This is a genomic window from Paenibacillus sp. LC231 (genome assembly GCF_001860525.1).
Lineage (GTDB): Bacteria > Bacillota > Bacilli > Paenibacillales > Paenibacillaceae > Paenibacillus_AQ.
On sequence record NZ_JFOM01000014.1, the window covers coordinates 1 to 17425 of the forward strand.

The window sequence follows — 17425 nt, forward strand, 5'->3', positions numbered from 1 at the left end:
GCCGCTAACCATCAGGAGTGCAAGCACTCCATCAGGTCCGCTCGACTTGCATGTATTAGGCACGCCGCCAGCGTTCGTCCTGAGCCAGGATCAAACTCTCCAATAAAGTGTTTGACTTGCTCATTTCAAAGCTAACGTATTAACGTTTGCTTGTGTTACATTGACGTGATCCATTTGTTCAGTTTTCAAGGAACTTGTTGGCTGCTTTGCCGATCATCTCAATCAGCAGCGCAGGTTTATATCTTATCAAGTATTTAACTTGATGTCAACACTTTTTTTCGACACCGTTCGACAAGCTTCAAAAGCTTTCGTCAAAAGCGACAGTTAGTAATATACCATGATACAAAACATATAGCAAGCATTTTTAAAAGAAAATATGTAAAGTTTCGCATAACATCGCTCCTATCAAGATTTATACCTTATAGAGAACGATATCCAACCCCGCCTGCCGGCGACCTTGCTATAAATTTGCTCCATCGTAGACCTCAAATTCGTGAAGTATCATCTCGAAATGTAATTGATTTCCTATAGAAAAGGTTTTAAGGTTAGTTCATCGCTTTTCTAAAGCCCGACTACATACATAAGAAAGGAGTTCGCCGAATGGCAGACAAAAGCATCGCTCTCCAAAAGCCCTCAGATACTCCAAGCCCTGCCCACGGAGAGGCAAATCAGGCTACCGTATATAAAATTCTAATCGCCATCAGTTTCGTTCATTTGTTTAATGATTCGATCCAGTCCGTGATCCCTGCTATCTTTCCTATCTTAAAGGATAACCTGCTGCTTACCTTTACGCAGATCGGTTGGATCTCCTTTGCCATTAATTTTACTTCATCCATTATCCAACCGGTTATCGGGTATGCCGCGGATCGAAGACCGACACCGATTCTGCTTCCGATCGGTATGTGCTTCACGTTTGCAGGCGTGTTCATTCTTGCATATGCACATACATATATCCTTGTTCTGTTCGCGGTCGTTCTGATCGGATTAGGCTCGGCGACCTTTCACCCTGAGGGAATGCGAGTCGCTCATATGGCTGCAGGTATGCGAAAAGGATTATCCCAATCGATCTTTCAAGTAGGAGGCAATGCCGGGCAATCACTTGCTCCGCTCCTGACACGATACATTTTCGTACCGTTCGGACAGTTCGGCGCGATCGGTTTCACCTTCGTTGCCGCAGCTGGTATCCTCGTGCAATCCTATGTTGCCCATTGGTATCATGGCATGCTGAAAGCTGGTTATACGTTTAAAAAGAAAGCAGTCGGACGCATGCTTGATCCCGCCCGCCGCAAAAGCGTACGCAATGCAACGCTGGTTCTCGTCATTCTCGTGTTTATCCGCTCCTGGTATGGCGCAGCCATTAGCAGCTATTATGCGTTCTACCTCATGGATGCATACAAGTTCACGATTGATGATGCTCAGATTTATATTTTTCTATTTCTCGCATCCGGAGCTGTGGGTACCTTCTTCGGCGGTCCGCTGGCCGACCGCTTTGGGCGCCGCAACATGATCATGCTCTCCATGATCGGCACGGCGCCCATTGCACTGATTCTGCCGTTCGCCTCCCCGTTCTGGGCGGCTGTATTGCTGCTGATCGGCGGATTTGTCCTATTGAGCAGTTTCTCGGTCACCGTTGTGTATGCCCAAATGCTGCATCCGGGCAATATCGGTACGGTATCCGGGCTGATCACCGGGTTTGCTTTTGGCATGGGCGGGGTCGGTTCGCTTGTGCTCGGTAATCTCGGGGATGCTTGGGGAATCGGCAATGTTATGATCGCCATCGGCTTCTTGCCGCTGCTTGGTCTGCTTGCCCTGCTTCTTCCCGGTGATGACAAGCTGGACCAGTGGTCGAAGGAATAATCGAGATTATGGGAAAAAGACACTCATCGTGCTGCACAATACGTGCAAGCGGTGAGTGTCTTTTTCACTTTATTTTTCTGACAAGTTTAATGAACCAGTACAGGAATATCCATGGGAGCACGTATTTCGTCAGCCATTCGATGCTCAACTGAATAGCTCCGGCTTCTGATCCCTCAACCAGATTCCCCAGTACAGAAACCATAACGAAAAATAGCACGATGGCAATGGTTGCATAGAACACTGTTCTATATCTCATGTCCTCCCACCCTTCATCGAATTCAGGCGCTACCAAAATATTACACACGCCGGAATATCGAATCAACCTATTTGTAGCAGCCAACACCATTAAAAAGAGGAGATGCCCCATCACGTCGCATGATATGGAGCAGCTCCTCTTTAGCTCAATCAGAATTGTATTGAAGCAGCTTAGCCTTCATTAGATTTTGTTCAGATAATCCAGTAAACGATACACAATTACGGATACCTGAGCCCGAGTGGAAGTCTCACCCGGTCCGAAGCGGTTGCCATTCACTCCCTTCACCAGACCTTCCTTCACAGCAAAGGCTACAGCCGCGCGCGCCTCCTCCGAAATCAGATTCGTATCGTTAAATGACAAGGAACCTGCTTCGGAATCAATCTTCAGCGCTTCCGCAATCATGACCACCATATCCTCACGGGTCAGCGGATGCTTCGCTCCCGCTTCTTTGCTGCGTGTTTCCCAATCGATGCCTGTTTCGAAAATACGATCAAGCAGTGTCGCAAATTCGGCACGGGTCACCGCATTGTTCGGCGAAAACCGGCCCGCACCTGTCCCGTTCGTGATATGCTGCGAGGCTGCAACCTCGATCTCATCCTTAGCCCAGTGGCTGACGATGTCGTTAAAGGTCACGTTATTCTCGGCAGCCACATATGAACCAGGACCGTTAATACGGAACGTGATCGATCCACGCGCAGCCGATTGCAGCAATCCTGCGGATTGCAGGTCCCCTTTTTCCGACTGTACGTAGGCACCTACCTTGCGCGCATCCTTCACTTTTGTTGGGTCATAGTTCAATGTCAACAGAAGTGGGTGTTTGAACTTGTCTCCGTGTTTGATCGAAACGATCGGGGATACAGCGTTCAATGTGTTTTCGGATCCCGCTTTGCTTGCAGCTACGGAAACCGTTAAGCTGAATCCGCTGCTCGTAGTGAAATCATCCAAGGCATCAGCAGGAACCGTCAGGCTAAATCCGTTACCCGCAATCACAAGCGGTTTGCCGGATGCTTTCAATTTATCTACGGCAGCCTTACCGAGGGTAAGAGCTACATCGCGATATTTGCCGAAATCCAGCTTCGATACATCCAGCTTCACTTCTTTGCCGTCTTCGGTAATTCCTGCCGTAACCGCTGCTTCAGACAGAGCCGCCGTTGCAGACTCGGTACCATCCGCATTTTTCTTCGTGGTTACTTTGGCATCCCCCGATACTTCTGAGGCCGGAGTTGACGGAGTTCCCGTAGAACCTCCACCAGAGGACGAGCCGCCTCCTCCAGATCCGCCACCATTACCTGGATCCGGGTTGCCTGGTCCAGGCGCGCCCGTCAGCTGCAAAGATACGGAAGCCGTTCCTTGAAGTCCTTGACGGTCCTTGACGGAAAGCTCAACGGTATAGTTGCCTGAAGATAATCCGTCTAACGCAATGTTAAATGCACCATTCTGTTCAACATCAAAGGTACCTTGCTTGGCGACCGTTTTGTTAGCTCTTTTAATAACATAGCTGGCATCCAGCCATTCGCTCACATCAAAATCAATTGCCCACTCATCCCACAGAGCCGGAACAGCTGTTACATAGAGATCATCGATCGTGCCGGTTAGCGAAGGATTGTTCTTGCCGGAAATTTTGACATCCGCCTCCGTTTGTATCGATGGTGCCGATCTCTTCACGAAGAAAGGAATCGTGGCATAATCGGAATAAACGATTCCATCCGTACCAAGGGATAAAAGCTCTATCGAGTACAGACCGTCCTGAACCTCTACCTCTTTCTCGGTCTCATAATCGGCATACTTCCCGTTCCAGCCGATCGTAAACGAGGTGTTCGCATCAAAATAGGCTTCCCCTCCGAATATTTGGCCGATAATACCGTCGCCGTCAACACCCGCGCCCGGATTAAGACTGTCATACAAGTCCACAATGACGATCTGCATCGGATTGTAAAATTCGAAAGCCAGGTTGAGCTTGCCCAATTCACCCGTCACGGTCAACGGAACATGCGGTAAGTAATTCTCTTTGTCACTGTAGGCTTTTGTATATTTCACGCCTGTGATCTCAAGGTTAAAGTACGCAACGTAAGGAACTGAATAGGTGTAGGCTCCATTCGTAAAGGTAATATACCCTTGTTGTTCTGATACGCCCTCTATCCCTTCCGGCACTTGAAGGGTTATTGTGACCTCTTCTTGACCGTTTAGGGTGAAGGTGCTTTTATCGGTTGTAACACTTACTCCCGGCGTGACCTGTGTGTTATTGATTTCCACGTTAAAAGTCCCGCCCGCATTTCCAATACTCTCTACCTTTATTTTTTTCTGAACGGTCTTGGCAGCTTTGCCCGTGAAATTACCGAAGTTGATGCTTCCCGTAATGTTATCCTGCTCTTTACTTGTTCCGTTCTCCTGATACGAGGTCTTGTCCAGGACCTTCACCAAAGCCTCTGCCTGGATGGTATTGAGCGCTTGTATACGCCCGGCTCCTTGATCCGTTACATCGTAGGATTCGGTATTCAGCACTTTGGCGTTATTCATCAGTGCGACTTTGACGTCGAATGGAGTCCAGTCGTTGTGCTTCTCCAAAATAAGAGCTGCAAGCCCTGCCACATGCGGGGATGCCATACTGGTGCCCGTGAAGCGATCATAGGATTGACTGTAATCTGCATCGGCAATGTCCCTACCGTACGCCGGAATGGATGACAATATGCTTGTTCCCGGTGCAACCACGTCAGGCTTGATGTCCAGCGTCTTTTTGGCCGGGCCGCGGGAGCTGGAATCATTGATTTCATCGCCTGCGGTTCGGTTTTTGATAAAATCCGTAAAATTCACTTTCATATTCGGGTTGGCATCGAGCAGCGATTTGATATAATCGCCGTCTTCTTTGCTCATACTAAAGGTTGGAATGAAGGCAAAACTGTCCCCAAGCAAAACACCGATAGGTCCAGGGTTCTGGTTGAACACAATGGCACCCTTCGCGCCTGCCGCCTTAGCATTGGCAATTTTTTCGACAAAGGCAATTTCGCCGCGCTTAATCAATGCGATTTTGCCCGCTACGTCTTTACCCGTGAAATCTTCTGGCTTACCCAGATCCGCATAAACCAGTCCGAAATCGCCATCCAGGACAACTTCAGGATCTTCGGCCAGATTCCAAGCCATTAATTCAAGCTTATACGTTGCATCTGTCACCGTGATCGGAGCGGCATCGTCTGCCGAAGGCAGTTCCTTATCCTTAACAGGTTCAACAGCCTCCTCTTCCGTTACCGGCTCTTCTCCGGCTCCTCCATTCGGTTGAGCCGGCTCTAGATCTTGCTCCGTATCGACGGAAGGCTCCGTCCCAACCATAGCAGCCGTGTCATCAGTCGATGTTGGCCCAGCGGCTTCATCTGCCTGTGCTCCTACATCCGTCTGCTCTTCAGGCGTAACGGGTTGTGTTGGCTCTGCTCCAAGCTCCAACGGACCCTCATTGTTATCCATTGGCTCACCCGGCAATTCCGCATCCGTGAAAAAGTGCGATGTTGCCGCAATTTCGTCACTTGGACCCGTTGAGTTTCCTACTGTAATCGGAAAAGCCGCTGCCCCTGGCGATCCAACCGTCCAGCGGTTAGGCCCTGAATTGCCGCTTGCAACGACTGGCGTGACACCAGCCAGCGCAGCATTATTGAGTGCTACGGACGTAACATAGTCCGGATCATTGCGTGAATTGCCCAGCGAGAGGTTGATTATATCCATTCCGTCTTGAACGGAACGGTCAATACCACCCAGTACCCAGCTGGAATAGCCGCTTCCGTATGGCCCAAGAACTCGGTAAGCATAGATATCCGCTTCCGGCGCAATGCCCACGACTCCATATTCGCCGGCATCACGGGCCCCGATGGTACCCGCTACATGCGTTCCGTGATCCGTCCAATACGTACTCCCCCTGTCATCGACCTGTGGGGGATTGGAAGGGTCATTCTCCCAGTCGAGCGGAGTCGTCTCATAGGGATCGTTATCATTGTCTACGAAATCATATCCACCCTTATAAGCATCCTTCAAAACAGGGTGTACGTAATCAATACCCGTATCGATAACGCCTACTTTAATGCCTTTACCTGTATAACCGAGATCCCATACTTCCGGAGCACCGATGAACGGCCCCGTATCCTTCATGTATGGATTCACTTCGCCCTTCGGTCCAACCGTTACCTCCAGATCGGGATATACGCCTAGAACGCCAGGAAGATCAAGCAGCGCTTCAACCTGGCTGCCGTCAATCTCCATGGACACCCCGTTGAATGCGTAACTATATTGCTCCGAAATTTCGTGCGTTATATTCTTCGTGCTCAGGCTGCGTATAAAAGTCTGCTGCTCCAATTGCACTTGTGCCTCAACCTTCGCTACTGCGGAAGAACTAAAGGATTGACCCTGAATAGAGGAAAGCCCTTTGGCTAAGGCCACTGGCTCAGTAGACAGCTCTACAATGACTCTTGTAGGACCCCCGGCAGATCTCTGCAGACTTTGATCAAGCACCGGAAACTCGGCAAGCTTAGCCCGCTGTTTCAGAATATCCTTTATTTGCCCAGCTTCATCGGCACTGAGCTGATTGTCCAGCTCGATCTGCCGTTCAGACGGAGCGGCCCCAGCCGCTGGTGCAACGAGTGATAGCGTTAATACAAAACTTAGTAGTGCGGACCATAACTTTTTACTCAAGGCTTTGCCCCTCCCATAAGATAGATTTCCCAATCACATTAGGGTCTGGGATGTCCTCAGCATATCTGCGCTGCCTAACGATGGTATCCACTCCTTTCCGCATAAGACTGACCCGTGGTAAATTATTCTAGAACCCAAAATTAGATTCCTTCATCCTTTTCTGTATACTTTTGTTAAATTCAGTCGATTGTATAGGAGGTTTTGACGAATGATCAAAAACGTCATAGATTCATAGAAAATATGGCTTACATTGCAAGTAAGGAGGACGTCAGGGAATCGGGGAAAAAGAAAACCCGAGGCATCGATAGCCTCGGTTCACATGGAGTTGCAACTGATTCTGCAAGATATATCAAAGTTGTATTATGATTCGTCTAGCAATCGCACGAACTCTTCTTCATCCTCAAGAATGTCGATGCCGAGCTGCTGGGCTTTCGCCAGCTTGCTGCCGGCTTTCTCGCCTGCAATGAGGAGGTCGGTTTTCTTGGACACGCTGCCGGTGACTTTGGCGCCGAGCGCTTCCAAGCGTTCGGTTGCCTCTTCGCGGGTCAGCAGATGGAGGGTGCCTGTCAGCACCACCGTTTTGCCGCTGAAGTAGGAATCCGTACTGACCGGCTTCGGTGCTTCCGGCGCTTTCGCTTGGACACCCAGCGAGAGCATCTTCTGAATGCTTGCTTGGGCAAACGGGTCCGCGAAGTATCCAGCGATGCTTTCGGCCACGATGCCGCCCACGTCCGGCAGCTCGACCAATTCTTCTGCGGTCGCCGCCATCACGCGGTGCAGATCACGGTAGTGATCGGCCAGCATTTTGGTTGTGGATTTGCCGGTATTCGGAATCCCCAGCGCAAAGAGGAAAGATGCAAGATCCCGCTCCTTACTCTTCTCGATGGCATCCAGCAGATTCTGGGCTTTTTTCTCGCCGAAGCGCTCCAGCTTCAGCAAGCTATCAAAAGATAACGTGTAAAGATCAGCCGGTTCTCTCACGCCCAGTTCGTCGTATAACTGGATCGCGGTTTTGTCGCTGAATGTCTCAATGTCCATGGCATCCCTGGAAGCAAAATGCGTGATCCGGGCCACGATTTGCGGTTTGCACCCCGTCTTGTTGTTGCAGAAGAGATGAGCGCCGCGCTGCTCCAGCGGGAATCCGCAGGATGGACACTGTTCCGGATACAGGATCTCTTCTCCGTCCTGCTCCTCCGTTACTTTGCCAAGGATCTCGGGAATAACGTCATTCGAACGGCGAATGAAGACTCGGGAGCCCAGTGCGAACTTGAGGTTCTTGCGCTCAATATCCCCGATATTGTTCAGCGTACAATTTTGCACCGTGACCCCGGCAAGCTCAACAGGCTCTACACGCGCTAACGGCGTGATTTTTCCGGTCCGCCCCACATTCCAGGTTACCGACTGCAGCACGGTCGTGGTTTCTTCCGCTTCGAATTTATAAGCGACTGCCCAGCGGGGGAACTTATCGGTATATCCGAGCGCCTCTCGTATGCGGAAATCGGTCACCTTCACCACCGCTCCGTCAATGAGGTAATCGAGCTCGGAACGGCGCTTCTCGATATCGGCCAATTGCTCCATTACATCATCAAATTGCTCAAAATAGAAAATGTACGGATTGACCTTGAGCCGGTTCTCGCGCAGGAAATCCATCATCTCCTTGTGATCAGCAAAGGTGATTCCATCCGAATAACCTACATTATAGAAGTAAGCGTTCAGTTTACGCTCAGCCGTCACCATCGGATTGAGATTGCGGAGCGCCCCTGCGGCGGCATTACGCGCGTTCTTGAGCGGCTCGGCCGCGGTTTGATTGTATTTGTCCAGCACGGACAGGTTCATGATGCCTTCGCCCTGTACTTCAATCGTACCTGCCTTGTACGGGATCGTCAGCGGCACCGACTTGATGGTTTTCACCTGAGCCAAAATACCTTCGCCAACTGCACCGTTGCCCCGTGTCGATGCTTGAACGAGCTTGCCGTCCTGATAGGTCAGATTCAGCGTGAGCCCGTCAAACTTCAGCTCCAGTGCATAACAAGGCGCCTTGAGAGGATTGCCGGGATTCTTCGTATTATAGTCATTGACCAGCCTGACCACGCGATCATGCCAGGTACGGAGCTGCTCAATGTTCTGAGCCTTATCGAGACTCCATAACGGAGCCAAATGGCGGTGCGGGGCAAAACCCTTCAAAATCTCCCCACCCACCCGCTGGGTCGGAGAATCCGGAAGCGTCACTCCGGTCTCGGCCTCCAACGCTACCAGCTGGTCGTACAGGGCATCATATTCCTTGTCGCTTACAAGCGGCTGATCCTGCGTGTAGTAATGGTAATTGTAATTGTTCAGCTCCGCAATGAGCTTCTCCATCTTTTCCTTGAAATCCATGCAGGGGCAATCCTCCTTCAATAATATAAGGCCATAATAGGTTGCATTGTGACTTATGTGGACTGTTGTTCAACCATTGTATTACATTGTTGTCCAAACATCCTGCCCTTAACATGAAGCAACCACCATCGTCCTCGGTTATTCCACCTTCGTAATCGGCGCGAAGCCGGCAAGCAGACGTTTCACGCCCACAGGCGCCGGGAATGCAATCTGCAATTCCATGTCGTTGCCACTGCCTTTTACCGCTACGATCGTACCGGTTCCCCATTTGCCATGGGCCACTTTATCGCCGGCTTTAAATTCCCCACTGCCCGAAGCCGCAGCCGGACGGGATGACGCACCAGTTGTCATCGTCACCCGGCTCTTCGGCGCAGCTTGCGCGGAAGCGGTCGATCCGCTGAGGGAGAGGTCCACGCTGCGGCCGCCGCCAAAGTTGCTGCCTCCGCCCCCACCGAAGCCGCGTCCTGCGTAAGATCCGCCCACATTGCTACCGCCGCCGCGGCGGTATCGGTCATGCGCCATCTGGGTGTCTTCCTTCAGTTCTTCCGGGATTTCCTCCAGGAATCGCGATGGCATGTTCGCCGTCGTGCGCCCAAATAAGGTACGCATGCGTGCACAGGATAAGAACAACTGCTTCTCGGCGCGCGTGATGCCCACATAAGCAAGTCGACGTTCCTCTTCCAGCTCCTCGTTATCCATAAAAGCACGGCTGTGCGGGAATACCCCTTCCTCCATGCCGATGATGAACACCACTGGGAACTCCAGACCTTTGGCACTGTGCATGGTCATAAGCACGACAGCGTCGTCACGATCTTCTTCGTCATCGTTCATCGAATCGATGTCAGCGATCAAGGCTAGATCCGTAAGGAAAGAGATGAGCGATTTATCCTCATTGTTCTTCTCAAACTCTTGCGTAACCGACAGGAACTCGTCGATGTTCTCGAGGCGGGATCTGGATTCGATCGTATTCTCGTTTTGCAGCTCGAGGCGGTACTCGGACATTTCCAGTATTTTTTCCGTAAGCTCGGTGACCGACAGAAACTCTACCATACGAGTGAGCGCGGCAATCATGTCGTAGAAGCCCACCAGCGCATTACGCGTCCGTCCGGCAAAACCGAGGTCGTCCACGATTTCCAGTACGCGGAAGATCGAGATGCCCCGCTCTGCGGCTGCAGCAGCCAGCTTCGCGACGGTCGTGTCGCCGATGCTTCTTTTTGGCACATTAATGATCCGCGTTAAACTGATATCGTCGTCAGGGTTGGAGATCAGGCGTAGGTAGGCGAGCAGGTCCTTAATCTCTTTGCGATCATAGAACTTGATGCCCCCGACGATCTGGTACGGAATATCCGACTTGATCAGAATTTCCTCGATCACCCGAGACTGCGCATTGGTCCGATACAGGATCGCATGATCCTGATAGCTTTTGCCGTCCTTGATATTCTTGCTAATTTCCGAGGTGACAAAATACCCCTCATCATGTTCCGTATCCCCACGGAACACCTTGATCTTCGGTCCTTCACCTTGCTCGGTCCACAGATTCTTCGGTTTGCGGCCTGTGTTCAGGCCGATCACATTGTTGGCAGCATTCAAAATATTCGCGGTAGAACGGTAATTCTGCTCCAGCAGAATCGTCCGCGCCTCGGGATAATCCTGCTCAAAATTCAGGATATTCGTGATATCCGCGCCACGCCAGCGGTAGATCGACTGATCGCTGTCCCCGACAACGCAGATGCGGTGATGGCTGTCCGCCAGCATGCGGCAGAGCATGTACTGCGCCCGGTTGGTATCCTGATACTCATCCACGTGAATGTACTGGAATTTGCGCTGGTAGAAATCGAGAACCTCCGGCACTTCCTTAAACAGCTGGATCGTGGTCATGATCAGATCGTCAAAATCGAGCGAGTTGTTGCTCTTCAAGCGCTTCTGGTATTCCGTATATACCTTGGCAACAAGGGTTTCAAAATAGTCTCCGGCTTTCTGTTCATACTGCTGCGGGGAGATCAGCTCATTCTTGGCCGCGCTCATGGCCGCTTGAATTGCCTTCGGCTCAAATTTCTTCGGATCAATGTTGTGCTGCTTCATCACGTTCCGAATAACGGACAGCTGATCCGTCGAGTCTAGAATACTGAAATTCGATGTAAAGCCAATCCGTTCAATGTCTCTACGCAAAATCCGCACGCACATCGAGTGAAACGTCGAGACCCAGATGTCCTGGCCTTCCCGGCCGACCAGTTTGGATACCCGCTCCTGCATCTCACGGGCTGCTTTATTCGTAAACGTAATCGCCAGGATGCTCCATGGTGCAGCTTTGCGCGTGGCGATCAGGTATGCGATTCGGTGTGTCAGTACCCGCGTCTTACCGGAGCCGGCACCTGCCATAATGAGCAGCGGTCCGTCGGTTGCTTCAACGGCTTGGCGCTGCTGCGGATTCAGCCGTCTGACGGCGTCGTGTATATCAATGGAATGCATAGTATTGCCTCCTAATAAGTGTAGATTTGGTAAGGGAGAAACTTGGTTAAAGATGACAAGCGAAAAAATGGAATAGGGTCTGGCAGATAGATAAAATTAAAGATAATGAATGTATATAATGCTGTCTGTCTAAGACATGGTGCGTTCTGCTTGCTTGGTTAAATGGAATATAAAATTAATTATTAATAAATGTATACTTAACCGTCACAAGGCGGATGGAGAAAACACACTATTATAGAGCCTGAGCTGGCTTAACGCACCTCTATATTTTTGGGCAGATCTTATAACAGAGACAAGTCAGCCCTTCACGGCCTTGACCGTTTCGAGCGCCTGCTCCAGATGATCATACACAACGTTGCCAACAACGATCGTATCTGAGATAGCAGCTGCCTCCGACGCTTGCTGGGCGCTCGTTATTCCGCCACCGTAGAACAAACGGGCGTTATCCAGCGATCCGCGCACTGTACGAACAGTCTCCATATCCCCATATGCGCCGCTGTATTCCAAGTACACAATCGGCAGATTCATCAGCTTGTCCGCAATCTGGGCATAAGCGGCTGCCCCGCTCGCATCAATCGAAGTCTCTGCTCCGGTCAGCTTCGCCACCGCGGCATTCTCATTCAACACGATATACCCCTCGGTTACAACCAGATCCCACGGGATCATATACCCATAGCGTTCAATTCCTTCGCGATGCCGGCCCATAATCCAGGTTGGATCCTGCGTATTCAAAACCATCGGGACCATATATAGATCAAATCCGGGTACAACGGCTTCCAGATCGGATACTTCCTGCACGCACGGCAGCTCGTAGCGCCTAATTCGGGACAGCAGATCCACGGTATTTTCATAAGTGACTCCGGTTGAGCCTCCGACCATAATGGCATCGGTTCCTGACAAACATACCGCATCAAGGGTCTCGTCATCGATCTCCTTGTCGGGGTCCAGCTTAAACACATGCCTCCAGGATTGTATCATCTCTTTCAAGCGTCATTCCTCCACGTTCACGGGTTACTATTATACTAAAATAAGTCTATGCTAGCACGGTAAGCAAGTCAATTTATGTTCGCATAAAATACGAACATTTTTTTGGTAATTGCGGTTTATCGGTTTAGCCGATATACGAACCTAACCTCTTGAACGGGATTGGGGCTGATACTTCGCTTAAAAAAGCGTCTACCGACATACCGTATGACGCACAATTCCAGAAATATAGATGGTGGTTTTCTGTGATATCAAGTAGGCCATTGCTTCGAATTTATATCTTCTGATAGCATGAAAAAGCCCGCGTCTTTTGGAGACAACGGACTTCGATGTTTAGCATCACTATATATGAAGAAAAGCCTATTTCATAGGCGGACCATTCAACATAAAATAAGCCGTGCAGCACTCCTATGGCAGTCACTTTTTAATGGTATATCTCAGGCTGTTCTGCTCCAGCTCCGGCTCTGTCAGCAGGTCCGAGTAAACGCCGTACACGCCCCATTTTTCATAATTATTCACGGTGTTGGTGTCATTGATGGTATGGACATAAGTCACGGCACCCGCTTCCTTCAGCTTGGCTACGAAATTCGGGCTGACCTTGTACTCCGGCATGGTAACGGCGTCAATGCTGTTTTCCTGCACGAAGGCCGTGATCTCGGCGGGTGAATCCTGCGTGGCATACAGCGTATAGATAATCGACTTAAACGGATAGATGTCCCTGACCATATCGAGCATCTGCTCATTATAAATTTGGACAACGACCCGATCCAGAAGTGCCGGGTTCCTCTCATTAGCAGCACTTACAATCTCCGTAAACAGGTGCTGAATATCCTGATCCTCCTGCTCCTTCGTATCCGTCACGATGTAGATATCAGGATGACGCTCCATCATATCCATGATCCCCTCAATATCCATCGGTTGGTATTGCTCCAAAATCGGCGTATTAATGAATTCCTCATGGCTCAGGCGGGCCGCCTGCTTATCGTCAGGGAGTTTCTCTTTCTGACCCAGCTGCTGGGTCATGCTCTCCGTCCACTCGTGCCTGGCCACGACTTTGCGATCCTCCGTCAGCATCAAATCAATCTCGAATACCCGGGTGCCTTTCTCGTAGTTAATGGCCATGGCTTCATAGGCGTTCGTGTAGGACTGTTCCCCGATGCTCCCCATGGCATGGGCGATCAGGCGATAGGCCGTGAATCCTTGCGGCGCTTCCTCTTCCAACTCCAGATGAGTCAGAAGCAGTATCATAATGGCGGAAAATAATAGAAGGACAGCTGCGATCCGTTTCATGGTATCCCCACCCTTTGTTTCGTTCATCGCTGTTGCTAGGTAAATACCCGGTTACATGGTCGGCCAAACAAAAAACGCCATTTGGCGGCTGCCAAATGACGTCTACATTCATTAAAATCAGTATGCGTTCTTAAATCCGTTGCGGATCGTGCGCAGAATGATTTTGATATCAAACAGAATGGACCAATTCTCGATGTAGAAAATATCGTGCTTGATCCGCTCCTCAATCGAAGTATCCCCGCGCAGACCATTGCTCTGCGCCCACCCCGTGATGCCCGGGCGTACGTGGTGTTTCACCATGTACTTCGGGATTTCCTCTTTGAACTGTTCCACATAATAAGGGCGCTCAGGCCTAGGGCCCACCACACTCATATGACCGAACAGGACATTGAAGAATTGCGGCAGCTCATCCAGACTGGTCTTCCGAAGAAAAGAGCCGAACTTGGTGCGGCGTGGATCATTTTCCACGGTCCAGCCCGTATCCGGGGCCCCCTCCGGCAGCGGCTTCATGGAGCGGAATTTATACATATAAAAGTTCCGGCGATTCAACCCGACCCGCTCCTGCTTGAAAATGACGGGTCCCCGGGAGGTCAATCGGATACCGAAGTAAATCCCGATCATCACCGGCAGGGTGAGGATAATCGCCACTAACGAGAATACGATATCAAACGCTCGCTTGAACAGTCGATTTGCCGCCAAATCCAGCGGGATATCCCGCACGTTGATCATCGGCATACCAGCAAAATTATCAAACACCGGCCGTGCCGGGAGGTAATCGAAAAAGTCCGGGATAATCAGCGTTCGGACACCGGCCTTTTCACAAGCAGCAATGATCTCCGGGTATTTGTGGTGCGCATCTAGTGGAAGTGCTAGTACGACCTCATCGACGAGCTTTTCGTTTAGCACCTTATGCAGATCGCTGACCGAACCCAGAATGGGCTTAAGTCGTCTGGCTTCGATCTCGTCCCACTGCTGGTAATCATCCAGAAAACCGATGACTTCATACCCAAGCTCCGGGTATTGCTTCAAATTTTTGAAGAAGCGCTTGCCCAGCGTACCAGCACCCACTATGAGCACGAATTGGCGGTTGTAGCCTTTTTCCCGAAAATGCTTGAGGGATTTCTTTAGGAAATAACGGTATAGGATGATGAAGGCTACATTGAGAATCATGTAGATGGCGAGATACCACCGAGAGATATTCACTTCCTTCACAAAGAACATTAAGCTGAGAAGGATAAACATCCCGATGAAATGCATCTGGAAGATTTTCAAAAATTCGTCGGCAAAACGCTTTTTCCGCTTCGGCGAGTACAAGGTAATCATGATGCCGACAACCACAGCAACCGCACCGTAAATCAAGCTCCACATTCCGTAAGATTCGATGGGCAGCGGTTTTTCGTACGGAAACCAACCGCTTTCGAATTTCATCCACCAAGCGAGCAGAAACGCCAATTGGATAAAGGCAAAGTCGGTCAACATATACAATTTGGTCAAAAAACCCTGATTCTGGCGGATCATGATTTCACCTCCACTCCACCTGAAGATTGTGTTATCGTTGCTGGACGAATCGGCTTAAGCCGGTTCATAAGCAAGGATAGGAGCAATTTTAAACCAACGCCTGCATAGACGGCTCCATTAACGAATATGTTGTACTTCTGCCGGTAATGCTTCCGATGAAAAAGAATCATCGCGCGATGGAACTCATAAATAATCTTGAACGGCCTGCGCCGGGCGCTGCCGCCTTTATAATGGATAATCGTCGTCCGAGGATAATAGTGAATTCCCCATCCCGCCTGCTTGATCCGATAACACCAGTCGATGTCTTCCCCGTACATAAAAAACGTCTCGTCCAGCCCGCCCACCTGCTCGATCGTCTCACGGCGAACCAGCATGAACGCACCGACCAAACAATCCACCGGATACTCCACATCCGGATTCAAATACCCGAGCTGATATTGGTTAAATTCCGGCTTGTTCGGGAACAGCTTGCTGAACCCGAAGGCATAGTAAAAGGAAGCCGAAGGCGTTGGAAACCCTCTTTTGCAGGCTTTATCCAGCGATCCGTCCGGAAGGACGATTTTACAGCCAGAAGCGCCAATGATCGGGTTATAGTCCATAAAAGCGACCATCGTCTCGATTGTATCCTGCTGGATAATCGTGTCGGAATTTAGGAGCAGCATATAGCGACCTGCCGCAACTTCCATCCCCTGATTGTTGGCTTTGGCAAAGCCGGTATTCTCCGTGTTCTCGATCAGCTTGACCTGTGGGAATAACTCTCGGATGGTCTGAACCGACTCGTCCTTCGAGTTGTTATCGATCACAATGACTTCGTATGTATATTCCGTCTCTGATGCAAACACGGATCGCAAACAGTCCACCGTCAGCTGACAGGTATTGTAGTTCACGATTAAAATGCTTAAATCCATTGCATAACGTCTCCTGACAAATATAGTAATCTATCGACATTATAGCATAGTTCGTGGGGAAAGAAGGAATATCAAGGAATAAGTTGCTATAACCTCCTCAACCTCATATAAACCCGATCAAAATAAAGAATTTGAACAATAAACTCTCTGCTTTGGACTGTCTGTATAATTTGCTCCTACGCGCATAATGTAACCTGTCTAGGAAACTTGTGCGAGATGCAAGAAATAAATCCAGCTGCTCTTTCTGTATGCCAGTCAAACGTGATCCATAGATTCGATTAAACTCTCTCGCTTGTTTATGTAGCAAGTCTTTACCTGTATGTCTCTTAAAACTGGCCCACTTACTCTTCAGCTTACCCACGATGGAGTTGCTGCCTCCAACCACATTGTTACTGTGCTGACGATATAACATGGTCGGCATGTTATCGTAGATTACGGTTCCAAATGCGGATACGAGCAAGTAGAACCACCAATCATGCATAAGAACCTTTTGACTGTCCACCGATTTACTATTCATAAAAAGGTTTCTTGCTGATTGATTCATCGTGATCGTCGCGCCAATGGCGATATTCTCATATAACGCATTGAAGAAAGAAGGCTCCTGAGCTGGAGGCTTCGGCCAAGTACCTTTCCGGTTTAACTCGGCATCCGTAAGATAGGTCGAAGTAAAAACCATCGCCGGAACCTCTCTATGTATGGAAGCATTCAAGCGCGCTATGGCATCCTCTACCTTATGATCAAGCCACACATCATCCTGGTCACAAAAACAGTAGTAGTCGGCTTCAGGATCTGCAGATCTCAGCAGTTCAAAGAAGCTGGACACAACGCCAACATTCGGTCCTTTTATGAGCTTTATCTTGTGTGGATGGATATTCATCAGTTCTTCAAGAACTTCAACGGTTTGATCCGTGGATCCATCGTCACGTATCAAGATCGAGATGAAAGGGTAAGTCTGATTGAGAATGCTCTGGATTTGTTCGAATATATACTGTTCGCCGTTATAGGCGGATAGCAATACTTGCACTTTATTCATAATGAGGAACCTCCGGAAAAACACATTGGCTTCATACTGCTGCCATTCATTAGATCTATGAGT

Annotated in this window: 10 protein-coding genes and 1 rRNA gene; 1 reads left to right on the forward strand and 10 read right to left on the reverse strand. The window is 49.8% G+C overall.

Annotated elements, in window-relative coordinates:
• Positions 1 to 106, reverse strand: a 16S ribosomal RNA gene (locus AK95_RS09455); the annotation flags it as partial.
• 494 nt (positions 107 to 600) lie between these two features.
• On the opposite strand from AK95_RS09455, the gene AK95_RS09460 reads away from it, so the two are divergent.
• Positions 601 to 1857 carry an MFS transporter gene (locus AK95_RS09460; RefSeq protein ID WP_071219729.1) on the forward strand — a complete coding sequence of 419 codons (1257 nt, stop codon included), beginning with the start codon at positions 601 to 603 and terminating at the stop codon, positions 1855 to 1857.
• 64 nt (positions 1858 to 1921) lie between these two features.
• On the opposite strand, the gene AK95_RS09465 is transcribed toward AK95_RS09460, so the two are convergent.
• The 9 genes from AK95_RS09465 to AK95_RS09505 all read right to left on the reverse strand — a co-directional run bounded on the left by AK95_RS09465 (position 1922) and on the right by AK95_RS09505 (position 17362).
• Entirely contained in the window at positions 1922 to 2113 is a 192-nt protein-coding gene (locus AK95_RS09465) for a hypothetical protein (RefSeq protein WP_071219822.1), read from the reverse strand.
• 180 nt (positions 2114 to 2293) lie between these two features.
• Entirely contained in the window at positions 2294 to 6784 is a 4491-nt protein-coding gene (locus tag AK95_RS09470; protein ID WP_071219730.1) for a S8 family serine peptidase, read from the reverse strand.
• Between the two features lie 360 nt (positions 6785 to 7144).
• Positions 7145 to 9160: an NAD-dependent DNA ligase LigA gene (ligA, locus tag AK95_RS09475; RefSeq protein ID WP_071219731.1), complete on the reverse strand. Its 2016-nt coding sequence runs from the start codon at positions 9158 to 9160 to the stop codon at positions 7145 to 7147.
• Positions 9161 to 9298: 138 nt separating this feature from the next.
• Positions 9299 to 11629: a DNA helicase PcrA gene (gene pcrA, locus AK95_RS09480; protein ID WP_071219732.1), complete on the reverse strand. Its 2331-nt coding sequence runs from the start codon at positions 11627 to 11629 to the stop codon at positions 9299 to 9301.
• Between the two features lie 297 nt (positions 11630 to 11926).
• Positions 11927 to 12616, reverse strand: a complete 690-nt coding sequence (pcrB, locus tag AK95_RS09485; RefSeq protein ID WP_071219733.1) for a heptaprenylglyceryl phosphate synthase — start codon at positions 12614 to 12616, stop codon at positions 11927 to 11929.
• Positions 12617 to 13030: 414 nt separating this feature from the next.
• Positions 13031 to 13903, reverse strand: a complete 873-nt coding sequence (locus tag AK95_RS09490; RefSeq protein ID WP_071219734.1) for a phosphatidylinositol-specific phospholipase C/glycerophosphodiester phosphodiesterase family protein — start codon at positions 13901 to 13903, stop codon at positions 13031 to 13033.
• Positions 13904 to 14020: 117 nt separating this feature from the next.
• Positions 14021 to 15421, reverse strand: coding sequence for an undecaprenyl-phosphate glucose phosphotransferase (locus tag AK95_RS09495; RefSeq protein WP_071219735.1), 1401 nt, complete (start codon positions 15419 to 15421; stop codon positions 14021 to 14023).
• Positions 15418 to 16329 carry a glycosyltransferase family 2 protein gene (locus AK95_RS09500; protein ID WP_071219736.1) on the reverse strand — a complete coding sequence of 304 codons (912 nt, stop codon included), beginning with the start codon at positions 16327 to 16329 and terminating at the stop codon, positions 15418 to 15420. The genes AK95_RS09495 and AK95_RS09500 overlap by 4 nt, the downstream gene beginning before the upstream one ends.
• A 103-nt stretch (positions 16330 to 16432) precedes the next feature.
• Entirely contained in the window at positions 16433 to 17362 is a 930-nt protein-coding gene (locus tag AK95_RS09505; RefSeq protein ID WP_071219737.1) for a glycosyltransferase family 2 protein, read from the reverse strand.
• Positions 17363 to 17425: the final 63 nt, after the last annotated feature.